Origin of the sequence: Luteithermobacter gelatinilyticus (assembly GCF_005849285.1) — a bacterium.
In the GTDB taxonomy this organism is placed as follows: domain Bacteria; phylum Pseudomonadota; class Alphaproteobacteria; order Sphingomonadales; family Emcibacteraceae; genus Luteithermobacter; species Luteithermobacter gelatinilyticus.
Window position 1 is genome coordinate 842320 of record NZ_CP040517.1, and the last position, 16115, is coordinate 858434.

11 protein-coding genes are annotated in these 16115 nt (G+C 55.4%); 5 read left to right on the forward strand and 6 right to left on the reverse strand.

The window, feature by feature from the left end:
* Positions 1-10: 10 nt before the first annotated feature.
* On the forward strand, positions 11-2092 hold the full coding sequence (ligA, locus tag FE788_RS03825) for an NAD-dependent DNA ligase LigA (protein ID WP_425462975.1): 2082 nt from the start codon (positions 11-13) through the stop codon (positions 2090-2092).
* Positions 2093-2317: 225 nt separating this feature from the next.
* Positions 2318-2611, forward strand: a complete 294-nt coding sequence (locus FE788_RS03830; RefSeq protein ID WP_138379396.1) for a hypothetical protein — start codon at positions 2318-2320, stop codon at positions 2609-2611.
* Between the two features lie 141 nt (positions 2612-2752).
* Here the strand turns inward: FE788_RS03830 and FE788_RS03835 are convergent, their stop codons facing one another.
* Entirely contained in the window at positions 2753-3652 is a 900-nt protein-coding gene (locus FE788_RS03835) for a 50S ribosomal protein L11 methyltransferase (protein WP_138379397.1), read from the reverse strand.
* 252 nt (positions 3653-3904) lie between these two features.
* Between FE788_RS03835 and FE788_RS03840 the strand changes: the two genes are divergently transcribed.
* Both FE788_RS03840 and FE788_RS03845 read left to right on the forward strand, forming a co-directional pair.
* Positions 3905-4537 (forward strand): head GIN domain-containing protein, encoded by a 633-nt coding sequence (locus tag FE788_RS03840; RefSeq protein ID WP_168190254.1) that lies wholly within the window; start codon positions 3905-3907, stop codon positions 4535-4537.
* Between the two features lie 39 nt (positions 4538-4576).
* On the forward strand, positions 4577-5332 hold the full coding sequence (locus FE788_RS03845; protein ID WP_138379399.1) for a head GIN domain-containing protein: 756 nt from the start codon (positions 4577-4579) through the stop codon (positions 5330-5332).
* 213 nt (positions 5333-5545) lie between these two features.
* Here the strand turns inward: FE788_RS03845 and FE788_RS03850 are convergent, their stop codons facing one another.
* From FE788_RS03850 to FE788_RS03860, 3 genes are all read right to left on the reverse strand, one after another.
* Entirely contained in the window at positions 5546-7825 is a 2280-nt protein-coding gene (locus tag FE788_RS03850) for an ATP-dependent helicase (RefSeq protein ID WP_210414128.1), read from the reverse strand.
* 98 nt (positions 7826-7923) lie between these two features.
* The gene (locus tag FE788_RS03855; RefSeq protein WP_168190255.1) at positions 7924-9759 is read right to left on the reverse strand and encodes a chloride channel protein; all 1836 of its coding nucleotides are present in this window, start codon (positions 9757-9759) and stop codon (positions 7924-7926) included.
* A gap of 13 nt (positions 9760-9772) precedes the next feature.
* Positions 9773-10297, reverse strand: coding sequence for a thioesterase family protein (locus FE788_RS03860; protein WP_168190256.1), 525 nt, complete (start codon positions 10295-10297; stop codon positions 9773-9775).
* A 231-nt stretch (positions 10298-10528) separates the two neighbouring features.
* Here FE788_RS03860 and FE788_RS03865 point away from each other — a divergent pair, with 231 nt between their 5' ends.
* Positions 10529-14200, forward strand: a complete 3672-nt coding sequence (locus tag FE788_RS03865; protein ID WP_484177332.1) for an AsmA family protein — start codon at positions 10529-10531, stop codon at positions 14198-14200.
* Between the two features lie 22 nt (positions 14201-14222).
* On the opposite strand, the gene FE788_RS03870 is transcribed toward FE788_RS03865, so the two are convergent.
* Both FE788_RS03870 and FE788_RS03875 read right to left on the reverse strand, forming a co-directional pair.
* Entirely contained in the window at positions 14223-14447 is a 225-nt protein-coding gene (locus FE788_RS03870; RefSeq protein ID WP_138379404.1) for a ribbon-helix-helix domain-containing protein, read from the reverse strand.
* A 25-nt stretch (positions 14448-14472) separates the two neighbouring features.
* On the reverse strand, positions 14473-16083 hold the full coding sequence (locus FE788_RS03875; RefSeq protein WP_138379405.1) for a fumarate hydratase: 1611 nt from the start codon (positions 16081-16083) through the stop codon (positions 14473-14475).
* Positions 16084-16115 lie beyond the last annotated feature (32 nt).

Here is a 16115-nt window from a genome sequence, read left to right on the forward strand (position 1 = left end):
TATGTCCGAGTTGTATGAAAAGGCCGTCGAGGATCTGACAGAAAGCCAAGCACAGGCCGAACTGGAACGGCTGGCAAAACTCATCGCTCGTCACGACAAACTGTATTATCAGCAGGATATGCCGGAAGTCAGCGATGCGGAATATGACCGTTTGCGTCGGCGCAATGCGGCCATTGAGAAACGGTTTCCCCATCTGGTGCGGGAAGACAGCCCCGCCCATCGGATCGGCGCAGCGCCGGCCAGCGGGTTCGCCAAGGTGGTCCATGCCCGCCCCATGTTGTCTCTGGACAATGCCTTTTCCGATGAGGATGTGGTGGACTTTGTGGCACGGGTGAGGCGTTTTCTGGGGCTTGGGGATGAGGAGGCTGTGGAACTCACTGCGGAACCGAAAATTGATGGCCTGTCGGCATCCCTGCGTTATGAAAATGGTGTGTTGCTCCAGGGGCTGACCCGAGGTGATGGCCGGGTGGGGGAAAATATCACTGAAAATCTCCGCACGATCGATGATATTCCCAAACAGTTGAAGGGAAGCGGCTGGCCTGATGTTCTGGAAATCCGGGGCGAGGTCTATATGCGCAAAAAAGACTTTTTTGCGCTGAATGAGAGACAGATGGCGGCCGGCAAACCGCCTTTTGCCAATCCGCGCAATGCCGCCGCTGGCTCGGTGCGGCAACTGGATAGCCGGATTACGGCCCGGCGGCCCCTGAGGTTCTTTGCCTATGGCTGGGGAGAATGTTCTGACAGTCTGGGACAGACCCAGTGGGAGGTGCTGACCCGGTTTTCGCAGTGGGGGTTTGTCATCAACGAACTGACCGAATGCTGCGCCGGGCCTGAGGAGGCGCTGGCACAGTACCGAAAGATCGCGGCGCTTCGGGGAGAGCTGGATTATGACATTGACGGGGTTGTCTACAAGGTCAACCGTCTGGATTGGCAGGATCGGTTGGGCACGGTGGCTCGGGCGCCGCGGTGGGCAATTGCCCATAAATTCCCGGCGGAACGGGCGCAGACTCTGCTGAAAGGGGTGGATTTCCAGGTTGGGCGCACCGGCGCCGTCACCCCGGTGGCGCGTCTTGAACCGGTGACGGTAGGCGGTGTGGTGGTTTCCAACGCCACCCTGCACAATGCCGATGAAATCGCCCGGCTTGGCATCCGCATCGGGGACCGGGTGGTCATCCAGCGGGCCGGCGACGTCATCCCCCAGGTGGTGGAAGTGGCCGAAGCGGCCAAACAGGGCCGGGATATTATCTTTCCGAAAACCTGCCCCAGTTGCGGCAGCCATCTGGAACGTGAAGACGGCGAGGTGGTCTGGCGTTGTTCGGGCGGACTGATCTGCCCGGCGCAGCGGGTCGAGCGGCTCAGGCATTTTGTGTCCCGCAATGCGTTTGATATTGACGGCCTCGGCAATAAACAGATCGAGTTTTTTTTCAACAAAAAGCTGATCGAAAGTCCGGCGGATATTTTCACATTGGAAGAACGCGATCGTCACAGTCTCACCCGATTGAAAAATTTTGAGGGGTGGGGCGAACAATCCGTGGCCAATCTGTGGAACGCCATCAACAGCCGTCGGCGCATCGATATGGACCGTTTTCTTTATGCGCTCGGCATTCGCCATGTGGGGCAACAAACAGCCCGGCTTCTCTGCCTGAATTACCTAAACCTTGACACGCTTCTGAGCCAGATGGAAAAAGCCCGGGACCGCAGCAGTGAAGCTTATCAGGAACTGCTGAATATTGACGGCATTGGCCCCAAGGTGGCGGATGCCATTGTGGAATTCTTTGCTGAACCGCATAACCGCGAGGTTATTGATCGCCTGCTGGAGCAGGTTGAGGTAGAAGATTTTGAAGCTCCCGCTACGGAAGGTTCTGCCATTGCAGGCAAAACTATCGTATTTACCGGCAAGCTTGAAAAAATGTCTCGCCAGGAAGCCAAGGCGTCTGCAGAAAGCCGCGGGGCGAAAGTGTCGGGGTCTGTCTCTTCCAAAACCAATCTCGTGGTTGCCGGTCCCGGTGCGGGGTCAAAACTTAAAGCCGCAGAGGCACTGGGCATCAGGATCCTGACCGAAGACGAGTGGCTGGAGCTGATCGGCGCCTGATCCGGACGTTGTTTCCTCACGCCCGAATAATTTCCCAGGTCCTAATCAGTCTAGGTCCTAATCAGTGCAGAGTGTTGGGTCAAAGCTATGCGATTTATGCATATCTGTTGCGCATTTTTGCCCTCTACTCCCGATAGAGAGAAGGCCCTATATGCAGCTCGTCGATAGGGTCGATGCATTAAGTTCAACAGATTGCCAAAATCAACAGATGGTTAGGATAGATCAATGACTAAATATACGACGACGTATAATTTCATGGATCTGTTGAAGGACAAAGGTTTTGTACCGGGGACAGATCATGTCGAAGAAAACCTGTCAGATGAAAATCTGGTAGAGTGGATTGCGGGTTTCATGGCTATGCTGTCCGGAAAAATCAACCGTACCGTTGCTGAATATGACTATGATTTCATGGACCTTCTTCATGACAAGGGGCATGTTCCGGCTATGGTAACGGCAAACGATAACTGGCAGACAGAGCCGGCAAACGACAACGCTCCTGCAGTGGACGTGGCTTCCTGATATATTGAGCCTCTCCTTGAGATATAAGCCTTTCTGGCGGTTTCCTTTCGCCAGAGGGACGTTTTAAAAACGTTGAAATAGTCGTTGTCTGTCCTGTCCGGAGAAACACCCGGAGTGTGGCCCGGGCGATGACCGCCCTTTTCAGGCGCGGTGCAAGACCAGGGCCCGCCATTCGTTCAGCGCATAGCTCCTGACAAATCTGAGATTCTGTTTTTCATAGGCATGACGTACGTCTTGTTCCTGCTTGTCCAACAGGCCGGACAGGATGACGGTGCCGTTGGGGGCAAGATGCCGGGCCACCTCTGGAGCGAGTTCGATCAGCGGTCCGGCCAGAATATTCGCCACAATCAGACCATAAGGCCCGTTCGCTGACAGCTGGGGATCGGCAAACCCTTCACAGGTAATGGCGGTGATGCCGCTGATCCGGTTGACCCGGGCATTTTCCAGGGTGGTTGCCGTGGCGACGGGGTCAATATCACTGGCCATGACCGGGATCTGCCAGAGTTTGGCCATTGCCAGCGCCAATACCCCCGATCCGCAGCCGAGATCCAGCACCGGCCCGTCAGGGCGTCCCTGATCCGCCAAATCAGCCAGCGCCCTGAGGCAGCTATGGGTGGTTTCGTGCTGGCCGGTTCCGAAGGCCTGTCCGGCCTCGATCAAGAGCGCAAGGCGATTTTCGGGCACTTTATCCGCATCATGACTGCCGTAAACGAAAAACCGGCCCGTATCCACGGGGTGTAGAAGTTTCTGGGATTCACTGACCCAGTCTTTTTCTTCAAGGGCCTGCACCTGGATTTCCGGTATGGCGCGGCCAGAATTCCGGAAACAGGCGGCAAGTGTTTCGCGGATCTTTCTTTCATCAGGTTTGTGGGCGTAGAAAGCTTCAAACTGGCGCATGTTTTCCCCTTCGCGAATTTCAAAATCCGAAAAAGTGGGCCAGTTCTCCTGAAGTGGGTCGCTTTCGGCCAATGCAAACAGGGTTTCCTCTATGGCAGGAATCATGTCCTGGCTCACGATGAGTTCCAGTTTCCAGCTTGTCACCGTTTGTGTCCTTTATAAAAGATTGGTGTTTCCCGCCTTTATGACGCTCTGTTTGCCTGAAGGCAAGATCGGAGTTGCCGCCCGAGTGGGGCAGGGTGAAAAAAGCTGTGCCGCGGGGGAAAATGCGACGAGCCGGGCCGGAAATGCGACAAGGGGGAGAGGGGGCTCTTGCGGCGGTTTATGGGGATCCTCTATACTTTAATCGTATAAAAATGAAATCATATGAGCTGAACGCACACTGTGGAGATGACAATGAAAAAAACACTGTTGCTGGCTGGCGTTGTTGTTCCGGCCCTGATGGGAGGGGTGGTTCTGGCCGATGAAAAGGTGACGGAACAACGTGATCTGGGAGGCTTTACCAAAATTCGGATTCATACAGCTGCGGCTCTGGAGGTTGTGGTGGGGAAGGATTTCGCCGTTGAGGTGAGCGCGCCGGAGAAAAAACTGGATAATCTGGTGACCACGGTGGAGGGAGATACCCTGATTGTGGAGTATGAGGAAGAGTTTCATATGAAGGAGGCGGCCCATATCCGTGTCCATATGCCGGAATTTGTCGCCCTTGACGTCTCAGGTGCGGTGGAGGCGGATATTGAAAATCTTCAAAGCCCGGAATTTGATGTTGAGGTCAACGGCGCCAGCAGCATCGAAATTGACGGCAGTTGCGGTCGCCTGACTGTGGAGCTCAGCGGTGCCAGCAATTTCGAAGGCCGGAAACTTGAATGTGAAGTGGTCCGTGTAGAGCTTAATGGCGCGGGCAATGTGGAAGTCTACGCCTCCCGGGAAGTTGAGGTGGATGTCAATGGCGTCGGCAATGTGGATATTTATGGTAAGCCGGAAAAAGTTCATACCGATGAAAGCTTTTTCAGCAATATTGACATTCATTAATCCCCGTGAAGCAATAAATGTGACAGATTGGAAAACAGGATGAGCGTTAAAACAGTTACAGGTATAACCGCCGCTATCGCAGGACTGGCCTTTTTTTCCGCCCAGGCGGCTGAAAAGAGCTATGACCTTGCGGAATTCAATCGTATTGAAATCAACAGCGGTGCAAATATTGATATCCGGGTCGGCAAAAAACAGGCTGTGAAGGTGGAAGCCGAAGACGACGTTCTGGATCATATGGATCTGGAGGTAAGCGGAAAGACTCTGGAGATCAACCAGAAACGACGACTGTTTTCAAGCTGGAGCGGGGCCCAGCCGAAAATCACGATCCGTGTGAAGGACTTGCGGGATCTGGAAATTAACGGCTCTGCGGACGGAACGGTTTCCGGACTGCGCGGGAAAAGCTTCTTTCTGGAGCTGAACGGGTCGGGAACGCTGGAACTGTCGGGGGATGTGGAACAGTTCGGTATTGAACTGAACGGGGCTGGCGACATTACCGCCCGGAAACTCAGAACCCGGAATGTGGACGTGGAAATTAATGGCAGCGGTGACGTGGCGTTTTCCGGAAAATGCAAAAGCCTCAGCCTGGAAATCAATGGTTCCGGAGAATTCGACGGCAAGGAGCTGAAATGCGAGGCCGGCGATGTGGAGATTATGGGTTCCGGCGATGCGTCGGTCTATGCCAGCGATATGCTGCGGGTCGAAATTATCGGCTCTGGCGATGTGGAAGTTTACGGTAAACCGGAAAAACTGCTTAAAGAGGTGCGCCGGAAAAGCCAGGTGGTGATCAAGGATTAGAGTGAATTGAGCCAACCTATGCACAATTCACTCTAACGCCTTTCCCGGAGGGGGAAAATCCTTCTGTAGCCTCTGCGGGGTTTCCCCTTCAGTGTGATGGCGAACAACAACGAAGCCACCCATGCTGCTGTCCCGTCTCCGGATCGCCACGCCCCAAAAAAGGCAGGACAAAGATACGAAACCGGGACTTTCCAGCCCCCTTTTCCGCGCAATTCACGCGCGGCGGATAAAACTTTCCATCACCTTGCGGCGACTGCCGTGTTCAAAGTCGATATCCAGCTTGTTGCCGTCTATGGAAATGATCGTGCCGTAGCCGAATTTATCATGGAACACCCGGTCGCCAACCTTGAACTGCGCGGCCGCAGCCGGGGCGGTCGAGCCGGGCGAAAATGACCGGGCGCCGGCCGTTTTGGGACCGCGACGCCGGGCTGTGGCCCGGTTCAGTTGATAGGACGACCCACTGCCCTGTGATGCGCTGTACCACCCCGACGATCTATTCTCTGCGGTGTCGAAATCGGCAAACCCCGGCTGGTTGCCATATAGCCCCTTTTGTCCGGTATGTTCCACATGTTCGGCGGGCATTTCGTCAATAAAGCGGGAGGGGATCGGGCTCATGTAATTGCCGAAGATATACCGGCTGGCCGCATGATAGATTTTGGCCCGCTTGCGGGCCCGCGTCAGTCCGACATAGGCCAGGCGACGTTCTTCCTCCAGCCCGCGCTGGCCGCTTTCTTCCAGGGTTTTGCGGCTGGGGAACAGCTCTTCTTCCCAGCCCGGCAGGAACACCGTGTCGAATTCCAGCCCCTTGGCGGCATGCAGGGTCATCAGGCTGACCTTGTCCTGATTGTCCATCTGGTCATTATCGGTGACCAGGCTGATATGTTCAAGAAAGGCGTCAAGGTCTTCAAATTCATCCATGCCCCGTAACAGTTCCGACAGATTTTCCAGCCGGCCGGGGGCCTCCGGGGATTTGTCATTCTGCCACATGGCAAGATAACCGGAATCCTCCAGAATGGTTTCCGCAAGCTCCACATGGGACAGGCCTGCCTTCATCTCGCGCCAGCGGGCAAAGTCCGCAAGCAGGTTGCTTAAGGAACGCCGGGCCTGCGGGCGGATTTCCTCCGTCTGAAGCAGGTTTTCCGCCGCCTGCATCAGGGACAAGCCTTCGGCCCGCGCTACGGTGTGCAGAGCATTCATGACCGCCGGTCCAAGTCCGCGTTTGGGCACGTTGATGATGCGTTCAAATGCGAGATCGTCCTGAGGCTGGTTCACCACCCGCAGATAGGCCATCGCGTCGCGGATTTCCTGACGTTCATAGAATTTAAGACCGCCCACAATGCGGTAGGGGATGCCCAGCGTGATAAAGCGCTCCTCAAACTCGCGGGTCTGGAACCCGGCGCGCACCAGAATGGCGATTTCGCGTAACGCATGTCCCTTGCGGTGCAGGTCCTCGATTTCTTCGCCGATAAGGCGGGCCTCTTCACGCCCGTCCCAAACGGCACTGACCGTGATTTTTTCACCGCCCGGCTGATCGGTCCAGAGGGATTTGCCCAGCCGGCTTTCATTGCTGGCGATGAGGCCGCCGGCCGCGCCCAGTATATGGGTGGTGGAACGGTAATTCTGTTCCAGTCGGATCACTGCTGCACCCTCGAAATCCTTCTCAAAGCGCAGGATATTGCCTACCTCCGCGCCGCGCCAGCCGTAAATGGACTGGTCATCATCGCCCACACAACAGATATTTCGGTGCCCTTGGGCCAAAAGCCTGAGCCACAGATATTGTGCTACGTTGGTGTCCTGGTATTCATCCACCAGAATATATTTAAACCGCCGCTGATAGTCCTTGAGAATGTCCGGGTTTTCCTGAAACAATGTGAGACAAAGCAGCAGCAAATCCCCAAAATCCGTTGCGTTGATGGTTTTCAGGCGCTCCTGATAGGCGCTGTAAAGCTCAATGCCCCGTCCATCGGCATAAGAAAAAGCTTCCTGTTCGGGCACCTTATTGGGGCTGAGCCCACGGTTTTTCCAGCCGTCGATGAGCCCGGCGAGTTGACGCGGCGGCCAGCGTTTTTCATCAATGCCGGCCGCTTGCACCAGCTGTTTCAAGAGCCGGATCTGGTCATCCGTGTCCAGAATGGTGAAATTGCTATTCAGTCCCATCTGGGCTGCATGACGGCGCAGGATTTTGACCCCGACGGAATGGAACGTGCCAAGCCAGAACATGCCTTCCACCGCATCGCCAATGATGCGCCCGACCCGCTGTTTCATTTCCTGGGCGGCCTTGTTGGTGAAGGTGACGGCGAGGATCTGGCCCGGGAAGGCCCGCCCTGTGGCCAAAAGATGCGCGAGCCGCGTGGTCAGAACCCGGGTTTTGCCCGTGCCCGCGCCCGCGAGCACCAGCACCGGCCCGTCCAGGGTTTCGACCGCCTCGCGCTGGGCGGGATTAAGGCCCTCCAGATAGGGCGGCGGCCCCTGCGGCACAGGGGCACCTGTCATCGGCGCTTCCGGAAGATCATCTAACTCAAATGGATCAGACATATCCCCTGTATAGCCGATCCAGCACAGAATAACAGAGAAAATATCAGCGGATTTTTTTATTTCTCCTGATCTTCGAGCAGCATCTGGTTATAGCGCCGGAGCACGTCCTCGATATGCAGGATGCCGACGATTTCCCGGTGTTCGCGATGTTTGATCACCGGCAGGATTTCCTCGCCCAGATGATCGAACAGGTCATAGGCGTGTTCGAGGCTATCCCCGGGCGTAAGGTCGCTTCGTAAGGGCCGGCAAATGTCCTTGGCGGTGAGGGCGGAAACACCGCCGCCCGGTGATTTCTCATCTGACTTTTCATAAGCCTGGCGCAGTTCGGCAATGGCGATGCGGCCCATCGCCCGGGCGGTATCGTCAATTACAAACAGGTTGCTGTGGCCTTCTCTCAGGATCATGTCCCGCACCCGATCCAGCCCGGCATCTTCGCGAATGGTGGCGTAATCCTGGCGCAGCAGGTTGCGGATCGGTGTGGTGCGGATCAAATGCCGTGCCAGGCCGCCTTCCAGGTCCAGTCCCCGGGCTTTCAGCTGAATATGGAAAAAGGAGGAGACGCCCAGATAATGATGGGTGACCAGATTGGACAGAACCACCGCCACCATCAGCGCCACCGTGATCTGATAATCGCCGGTCAGTTCAAACACGATCAGGATGGTGGAAATCGGTGCGCCGATGACGGCGCTGCAGACCGCGCCCATGCCGACAATGGCATAAAGCCCCTGACTGCCCGACAGTTCCGGCGCAATGGAAGTGGCGATAATACCGAACGCGCCGCCCACCATGGCGCCCAGAAACAGGGTTGGGCTGAACACGCCGGTGCCGTAACGGAACGCCAGGCTGATGGAGGAGGCGGCGGTTTTTACCACAATCAGCAGAAAAAGCAGCTCAAGCGACAGCATTTCCTTGAGCGCGGCATCCGTGGTGCCGTACCCGGCCCCTAGAATATAGGGGCAGAATATGGCAATCAGCCCGACCGCCAGACTGCCCAGCACCGGACGGATCCATTCCGGAACAGGCAGGCGTTCGGCGACATTTTCCGTAAACAGCACAGATTTCATGAAAATGACAGCAGCAATGGCGCTGACCACGCCCAAAATCATGAAAGCCGGGAACTCATAAAAGGAATGAATATGATAATCAGGAATGATAAAAGCCGGAAAGTCGCCCAGATGAATGCGCGAAATGATCGCGGCCGTGACCGAGGCGATAACGATCGGGGCAAAGGCATGCAGGGCGTAATGCCCCAACACCACTTCCAGGGCAAAAAACACCCCGGCAATCGGCGCATTGAACGAGGCCGAGGTGGCGGCCGCCACACCACAGCCCAGGATGGTCCGGGATACCGCATGGGACAGGTGCAGGCGTTGGGAAAACCAGGATGAAATGGTGGCTCCAAGATGAACCACCGGCCCTTCGCGCCCCGCTGCCGATCCGGTGCCCAGGGCGATGGCTGCTGCGGCCGCGCTGATCAGGCCCTTGCCGGTGGGAATGCGGGTGTTGTGCAGGGCGTTGGCTTCAATGACTTCCGAAAAGCTGTAGCTGCGGTTGTCTTTCAGGATAAAGCGGTAGATGCCGGAAATGACAAGGCCGCCGCCGAGCGTGGATAACAGAATCTGCCACCATTCCAGACGATTAATATGGGTCAGAATGTTTTCTTCGGGCGTTTCCAGCGCCAGTTCCTGTGTATAAAAAATCAGCATGCGAAACAGAATGGCGGCATAGGCGGCGGCAATGCCGATCATTACGGCAAGGACAGTGCTGACCACTTTGTCGTGGGTGCGTATGTAGCGTCTGGCGTCCTTACGCAGCAACAAAAGCGGCACCCGAAGGAATCTTGGCAGTAACCGTGACGGATATTTGAAGGTTTTCCTTTTGCCGTGGTGCATGGCGAGGTCCAGATCAGGCGATAACGGGTTTTCCCGGCCGGCGAATCCCGATGGTGCGGCCCAGCTCCCGCGGACGGGGCAGGTTGCTGTGCTGCTCCAGGACCTTGCGCAGGCGGGCGATTTTTGCTTCGGGGAAGCGGGCCGGGCGGCGGGTCCTGACGTCCACATGCAAGGAAATCTGTTCCATGGTAGCGGAGAGCAGATTCTCATGAGCATGGAAAATACGCATGAAATAATGGATGAATTTGCTGTCCATATCAAGCAGTTGAAAATGTACGCGGACGGGAGTTCCTTGGCTCAGTTCATGCTGATAAGTGACATGATTTTCCAGGGCGAACATGGACTTGTCCTCTTCACGGACATAATCCAGGCCCAGATCATGTTCATCCAGAAAATTGGTCAACGCCTGATCGAACAGCAAAATATAATAGGCCATGTTCATATGGCCGTTAAAATCGATCCATTCTTCCTTGACAGTGGCTTCCAGCATGACAGGGCCGTAGAGTGTTTCATCGGGCATGACTTTTTGATCGGACATGAGGGGCCTTTTTGTCATTTTATTACCAAGGTCATGTGTGGCACATAACAGATTGTGCAAACTTTATCTATCATTGACCGGGCCTTGTCATCTTATTTTTACGTTTTCCCGGTAAGGATCATAACAATTTTGCGTCTTCAGGGGACATATTATTGCCACTGTTTTGCCGTCATGTATAATCCTGTGAACGTGTAAGGGGAGATCCCCAAAATCCGGAAAAACACAGACTTATTGACGAGCGGTAAGTTTGGAAAAGCGGAGTGGACATTGAAGAAACTGGGAATTGGACTTGCCGTCGTGCTGGTCTTGTCTTTGGGGGCTGTATTGATCGTTCCGGGATTTATGGACTGGAACGAATATAAGGACAGAATTGAAACGGCTGCATCGAGCATGACCGGCCGGGAGGTGCGGATTGCCGGTGATATTTCCCTGTCGCTTTTTCCATCCACGGCGCTGTCAGCCAAGGATGTTACGGTTGCCAATATTGAAGGGGGGCGGGCGCCTCATTTTCTCTCGCTTAAGGCGCTGGATGTCAAAGTGGCGCTGTTTCCTTTGCTGGGCGGCAATCTGAAGGTCAAGAAATTTGTGTTGGTGGAGCCGGTCATTGCGCTTGAGGTGCTGGAGGACGGCCGGGTCAACTGGGATTTCGCGGACCCGGCACAGGCGGCGGAAGATCAGGGCGAGGACGAAGGGACCGGCGGCCGGGAACTCAGTCTTGATACATTCCAGATCAGTAACGGCATGATCAGTTTCGAGGATTTCCAGAGCGGGCGGGCGGAACTGGTGCGTAACATCCATGCGGACATTTCCATGGACAGCCTGCAAGGCCCCTTTGTTGTTGAAGGCCAGGCCAAATATAAATCCCTGCCGCTCGGCGTCACCCTGGAAACTGGGACATATCGGGCTGGGCGCAAGATGCCCTTGAGCCTGGATCTGACGGCGTTCGGGGATCAGGTCACAGCCCATTTTATGGGTGGGGTGCTGCCGGATCCGGAAACCGGGCAGGTCGATGGCAAGCTGAGCCTGAAAGCCCGGGATGTGGCGGATCTTGTGAAAATTGCGGCAGTCATGAGTGAGAACCCCTTTGCAGTTCAGCAGGATTTTCAACAATCCTTCACCCTAAGTGCCGGTTTTGCGGCTACCCCGCAGAATATTACCCTCTCGGATCTTGCCCTCAGTTTCGGGGACAGTCGCGGACAGGGGACGTTTGCCGCCACGCTAGGCGATAAGCTGAAATTTTCCGGCGACTTGTCGTTGAGCAGTTTTGATCTGGATCCGGTTTTGAAATTTATCAATGAAGGCAAGGAGAATGCAGCCTCCTCCGCCGCTTCGGCCAAGGCTGATCCCGTGGACTACGGCTTTCTTGAGCGGTTAGAGGGGGAGATGGCGTTCAAACTCGGCGCTCTGAAATACAATAACAAGATCGCCAGCCAGATTGTCCTTAACACGGATGTCAAAGATGGCAAGCTCAGTATTGGAGAGTTTCGCATCAGCATGCCCGGTGGTTCGGATCTGACCTATGGCGGAGTCATCAGTATACCGAAGGATCGCCCGGAAATGACCGGGGAACTGTCCTTGCGTTCGGGCAATCTGCGGGGACTTTTGGATTGGCTCAATATTGATACGTCACAGGTGCCCCCGGGGCGGCTGACCCGGTTTTCTCTGGAAGGACAGGTGAATGCCAATGACAGTCTGGTTCAGATATATGGTGTGAAGGGGCTCTTGGACACGGCGAAATTCAGCGGTGGGATTTCTTATGCGCTTCAGGACCGGCTGGCGTTGGGAATTGATTTGCAACTGGACAATATCTCTTTTGATTCCTATATGCCGGCGGCAAAGGACAAAAACGCTGGCCCCGTGGATATCCGGGACGCCGTTAAGGGGCTCGCGGATATTGATGCCAATTATGTCCTGACCCTGAAAAACGCCACCTTCAACGGGGCAAAAATCGCTGAGGCCAACCTCTCCGGTTCGCTTGTGGGAGGACAGCTGAAAGCGGATAGCCTTGTTCTCAAAGACATGGCCGGGCTCAACCTTGAAGGCACCGCCTGGGGTGGTGGTTTTGATAAAGAGCCGACACTGACCCTGAATTTAAAGGCATCGGCCAGGGATCTAGGCCGGGTGCAGCGGGCGTTCAAGTTGGAAAACGGAGTCAACTGGAAGGCACTGGGGACGTTTTCCGCTTCAGGCGTGGTGAAGGCGCGGTTGGATCAGGTGGATGTGGATCTTGACAGCCAGCTGGGCAGCAGCAAGATGCGTATAAAAGGTATGGTGCGTAGCGCCACCCTAAAGCAGCTCCCGGAGATTGGCAGTTATAACCTCATCATTTCGGCAGAAAATCCCAGTCTCTCTGTCGCTATTAGCCAGTTTGACCTGCCCCTGACGCCACCAGCGACGGCAGATGACCGTCCGGTGGCGTTGTCAGCCAGAATAAAGGGCATTCAGAAACAGCTTGACGTGGATGGCAATGTACAGATCGCGGGGGGGCGTGTGGCATTCATCGGCCGGGTGCAGCAACCGCAAGAGACCCCCAGCTATGATCTGAGCCTGGAGCTCAAAAGCCCCGAACTGCGTGAGTTTGTGCGCGGGCTAGGGCTGGATTACAAACCACAGCAGCCTAAACTTGGGGCCTTGCAGGTCAAAAGCCAGATTTCCGGAACCAATAACAATTATGTGTTACAGAATATTGCCGGCGATATTGGCCCAGTTAAAATCAGCGGCAGCGGTAAAATCCATCTGCCCCGGGATAAAAAGGGAAAAACCCGATTTGATTTCACCCTGAAGGCCGGGGATATTCCCTTGAGCCAGTTCATGGCGGCATCCGCCGACGACACTGCCAAAGCCTCGCACCGCTCTTTCGGTCAATGGTCCCGGGAACCGATTGATCTGGGGCCTTTGCAGGCCTATGAAGGCCAAGCGAAAATCAGCGCCTCCAGCTTAAGGTACAAGGATTATATCTTTGAAAGCCCTCAGTTTATGCTTCTGGTCAGGGACGGAGAGCTACGGGTTGAAAACTTCACCGGTAAGCTGTTTGGAGGGGATGTAAAACTGGCCGGCCGTTTGAGCGGTACTTCGGAGGCCAGGATGGCGCTGGATATTTCCCTGAGCAAGGCGTCTCTGGCTAAGGCGACAAAGGCTGCCGGCGGGATCATGCCGCTTAGTGGGTATCTTGATCTGAACGGAACGTTCAGTGGCGAGGGCATAAGTCAGCATGCCATCATGTCCTCTCTCACCGGCGGGGGCAAGGTGGTGGCTTCACCGGGACTGATCCACGGGATTGACATTCCGATGATCAGCAAGAAACTGTCTGACGTCAAGACGTCGCAGAATTTCCTGCAGGTTCTGGGCACGGCGCTGGGCGGGGGGCAGACCCCCTATAAAGGCGGAACCAGTACCATTACCGTCAAAAACGGGTTGATCAATTTCAGCCCGCTGGATCTGGAACTTGAAGGGGCGGCCTCCGCTATCACCATGGGTATCAATCTGTTTCGCTGGGAAATGGATCTGGATGGCCGGTTTTCCCTGACGGATCATCCTTCTGCGCCGCCCATTGGGCTCAAGGTTAACGGCCCCATACACAAACCCGTGGTGAAATATCAAACCCAGGAAATCCAGAGATTCGTGGCCAGCCGGATTGCCTCCAACATGTTGCAGAATATGGTGGGGGGCAATGAGACCCTGAAAGGGATTTTCGGCATCAAGGAGGGCACGAAGGAGGGCACGGAAAACGGTGGGGCGGTGTCGCCGCCGGCGGAGCCTGAATCAGAGTCTGAATCACCGGAGGTGGCGCCGCGTGAAGAGGGCGCGCCGCAAAAACCAGAGGATTTCGGCAAAAGATTGCTGGAAAAACTGTTCAAGAAACCGGCACAGGACCAGAATGCTGCCCCCGATACGCCACAATAAACTTTTTCTGGAAGGGAAAGGATCAGGAAGGGGGCAGTTTTTTCTTCAGCACATAGACCCGGATGGCGCTGGATAAATTGCCGCGGCGTTCCGCATCAATCTGGCTGACCAGCTCTCCCACGCTTTGGCCTTTGGCCCGGGCAAGGCGTTTCAGTTCCCGCCAGAAGATATTTTCCAGGGTGATGCTGGTGGCATGTCCGGCGATGCGCAGTGAGTGTTTTTTCAGCTCATAGTCATCGTCGGACATGGTGTATCTCCTGACAGGCCCGTTCTCAGATATTCTTGAAGAAATCGTTGCCTTTGTCATCGACCACGATAAACGCCGGAAAATCCTTGACCTCGATTCTCCAGACGGCTTCCATGCCAAACTCCTCAAAGTCCAGCACTTCGACCTTGGTGATGTTGTTCTGGGCCAGGATGGCAGCAGGCCCACCGATGGAGCCAAGATAGAAGCCGCCGTGTTTCTTGCAGGCCTCTGTGACCTGCTGGCTGCGGTTGCCTTTGGCCAGCATGATCATGCTGCCACCTTTTTCCTGGAACGTGTCCACGTAAGAGTCCATGCGCCCTGCGGTGGTTGGCCCAAAGGATCCTGAGGCATAGCCTTCCGGTGTTTTGGCCGGGCCCGCATAATAAATGATGTGGTTTTTCATATAGTCGGGCATGGGTTCACCGGCCTCCAGTTTCTTCAAAATCGCGGCATGGGCCAGGTCCCGCGCCACCACGATGGTCCCCGTCAGGCTGAGCCGGGTTTTGATCGGATACTGGCTCAACTGGGCCAGAATTTCTGACATGGGGCGATTAAGGTCCACCTTGACCACTTCGCCGTCCAGGTCCTCATGGGTGACGTCCGGCAGATATTTAGCCGGATTGGTTTCAAGCTGTTCGATGAAAATACCGTCTTTGGTGATCTTGGCCTTGGCCTGACGGTCTGCCGAACAGGACACGCCAATGCCAATTGGCACGGAGGCGCCATGCCGTGGCAGGCGTATTACCCGCACATCATGACAGAAATATTTGCCGCCAAACTGGGCGCCAATACCGTAATTCTGGGTCATCTTGTGAATTTTTTCTTCCAGTTCCGGCACCCGGATGGCATGGCCGAACCCGTTACCGCGGGTCGGTAGCGTGTCCAGATAGCGGGCAGAGGCAAGTTTCACAGTTTTCAGATTCTGCTCGGCGCTTAAGCCCCCGATCACCACCGCCAGATGATAAGGTGGGCAAGCGGCCGTGCCCAGCGTCTTGATCTGGGCTTCGAGAAATTCCATCAGTCGGTCTTCGCGCAGGACTGCCGGGGTTTGTTGATACAGGAAGGTTTTGTTGGCGCTGCCCCCGCCTTTGGCCATGAACAGGAAATGATATTCATTGCCCGGGGTGGTATAGAGCTCGATTTGGGCCGGGGCGTTGTTCCGGGTGTTTTGTTCTTCAAACATGCTGATGGGAGCCAGCTGGGAATAGCGCAGATTGGTCCCGGTATAGGTATCGACGACGCCCTGGGTGAGGGCGTTGCCGTCATCTCCTTCAGTCCAGACATACTGGCCTTTTTTGCCGATCACGATGGCTGTTCCCGTGTCCTGACAGCTGGGCAGGGTCATGCCGGCGGCTACATTGGCGTTTTTCAGAAGCTCCGTGGCAACAAAACGATCATTATCGGAAGCTTCCGGGTCTTTGAGAATATTTGCCAATTGCTGCAAATGGCCGGGCCGCAGCAGATGGGCGATGTCGCGCATGGCCTCCCGTGCCAGCAGACGAAGGCCTTCGTCGTCGACACATAGAATTTCCTTCCCCCCCAGCTCCTTAACGGTGACATGCTCGGAAGTGATTTTCCGGTAAGGCGTGTCATCAGGGCGAGTGGGGAACATATCAGTATAATTCAGATCGGTCATGAAGTGCTTTCCTCGGTCAAGACTGGTCATTT

Bases quoted from the DNA above. Each gene is read 5' to 3' on its own strand.
- FE788_RS03830 (WP_138379396.1), top strand. From the start codon at position 2,318: ATGACTAAATATACGACGACGTATAATTTCATGGATCTGTTGAAGGAC.
- FE788_RS03840 (WP_168190254.1), top strand. From the start codon at position 3,905: ATGAAAAAAACACTGTTGCTGGCTGGCGTTGTTGTTCCGGCCCTGATG.
- FE788_RS03845 (WP_138379399.1), top strand. From the start codon at position 4,577: ATGAGCGTTAAAACAGTTACAGGTATAACCGCCGCTATCGCAGGACTG.
- FE788_RS03850 (WP_210414128.1), bottom strand. From the start codon at position 7,825: ATGACAGGTGCCCCTGTGCCGCAGGGGCCGCCGCCCTATCTGGAGGGC.
- FE788_RS03855 (WP_168190255.1), bottom strand. From the start codon at position 9,759: ATGCACCACGGCAAAAGGAAAACCTTCAAATATCCGTCACGGTTACTG.
- FE788_RS03860 (WP_168190256.1), bottom strand. From the start codon at position 10,297: ATGTCCGATCAAAAAGTCATGCCCGATGAAACACTCTACGGCCCTGTC.
- FE788_RS03870 (WP_138379404.1), bottom strand. From the start codon at position 14,447: ATGTCCGACGATGACTATGAGCTGAAAAAACACTCACTGCGCATCGCC.
- FE788_RS03875 (WP_138379405.1), bottom strand. From the start codon at position 16,083: ATGACCGATCTGAATTATACTGATATGTTCCCCACTCGCCCTGATGAC.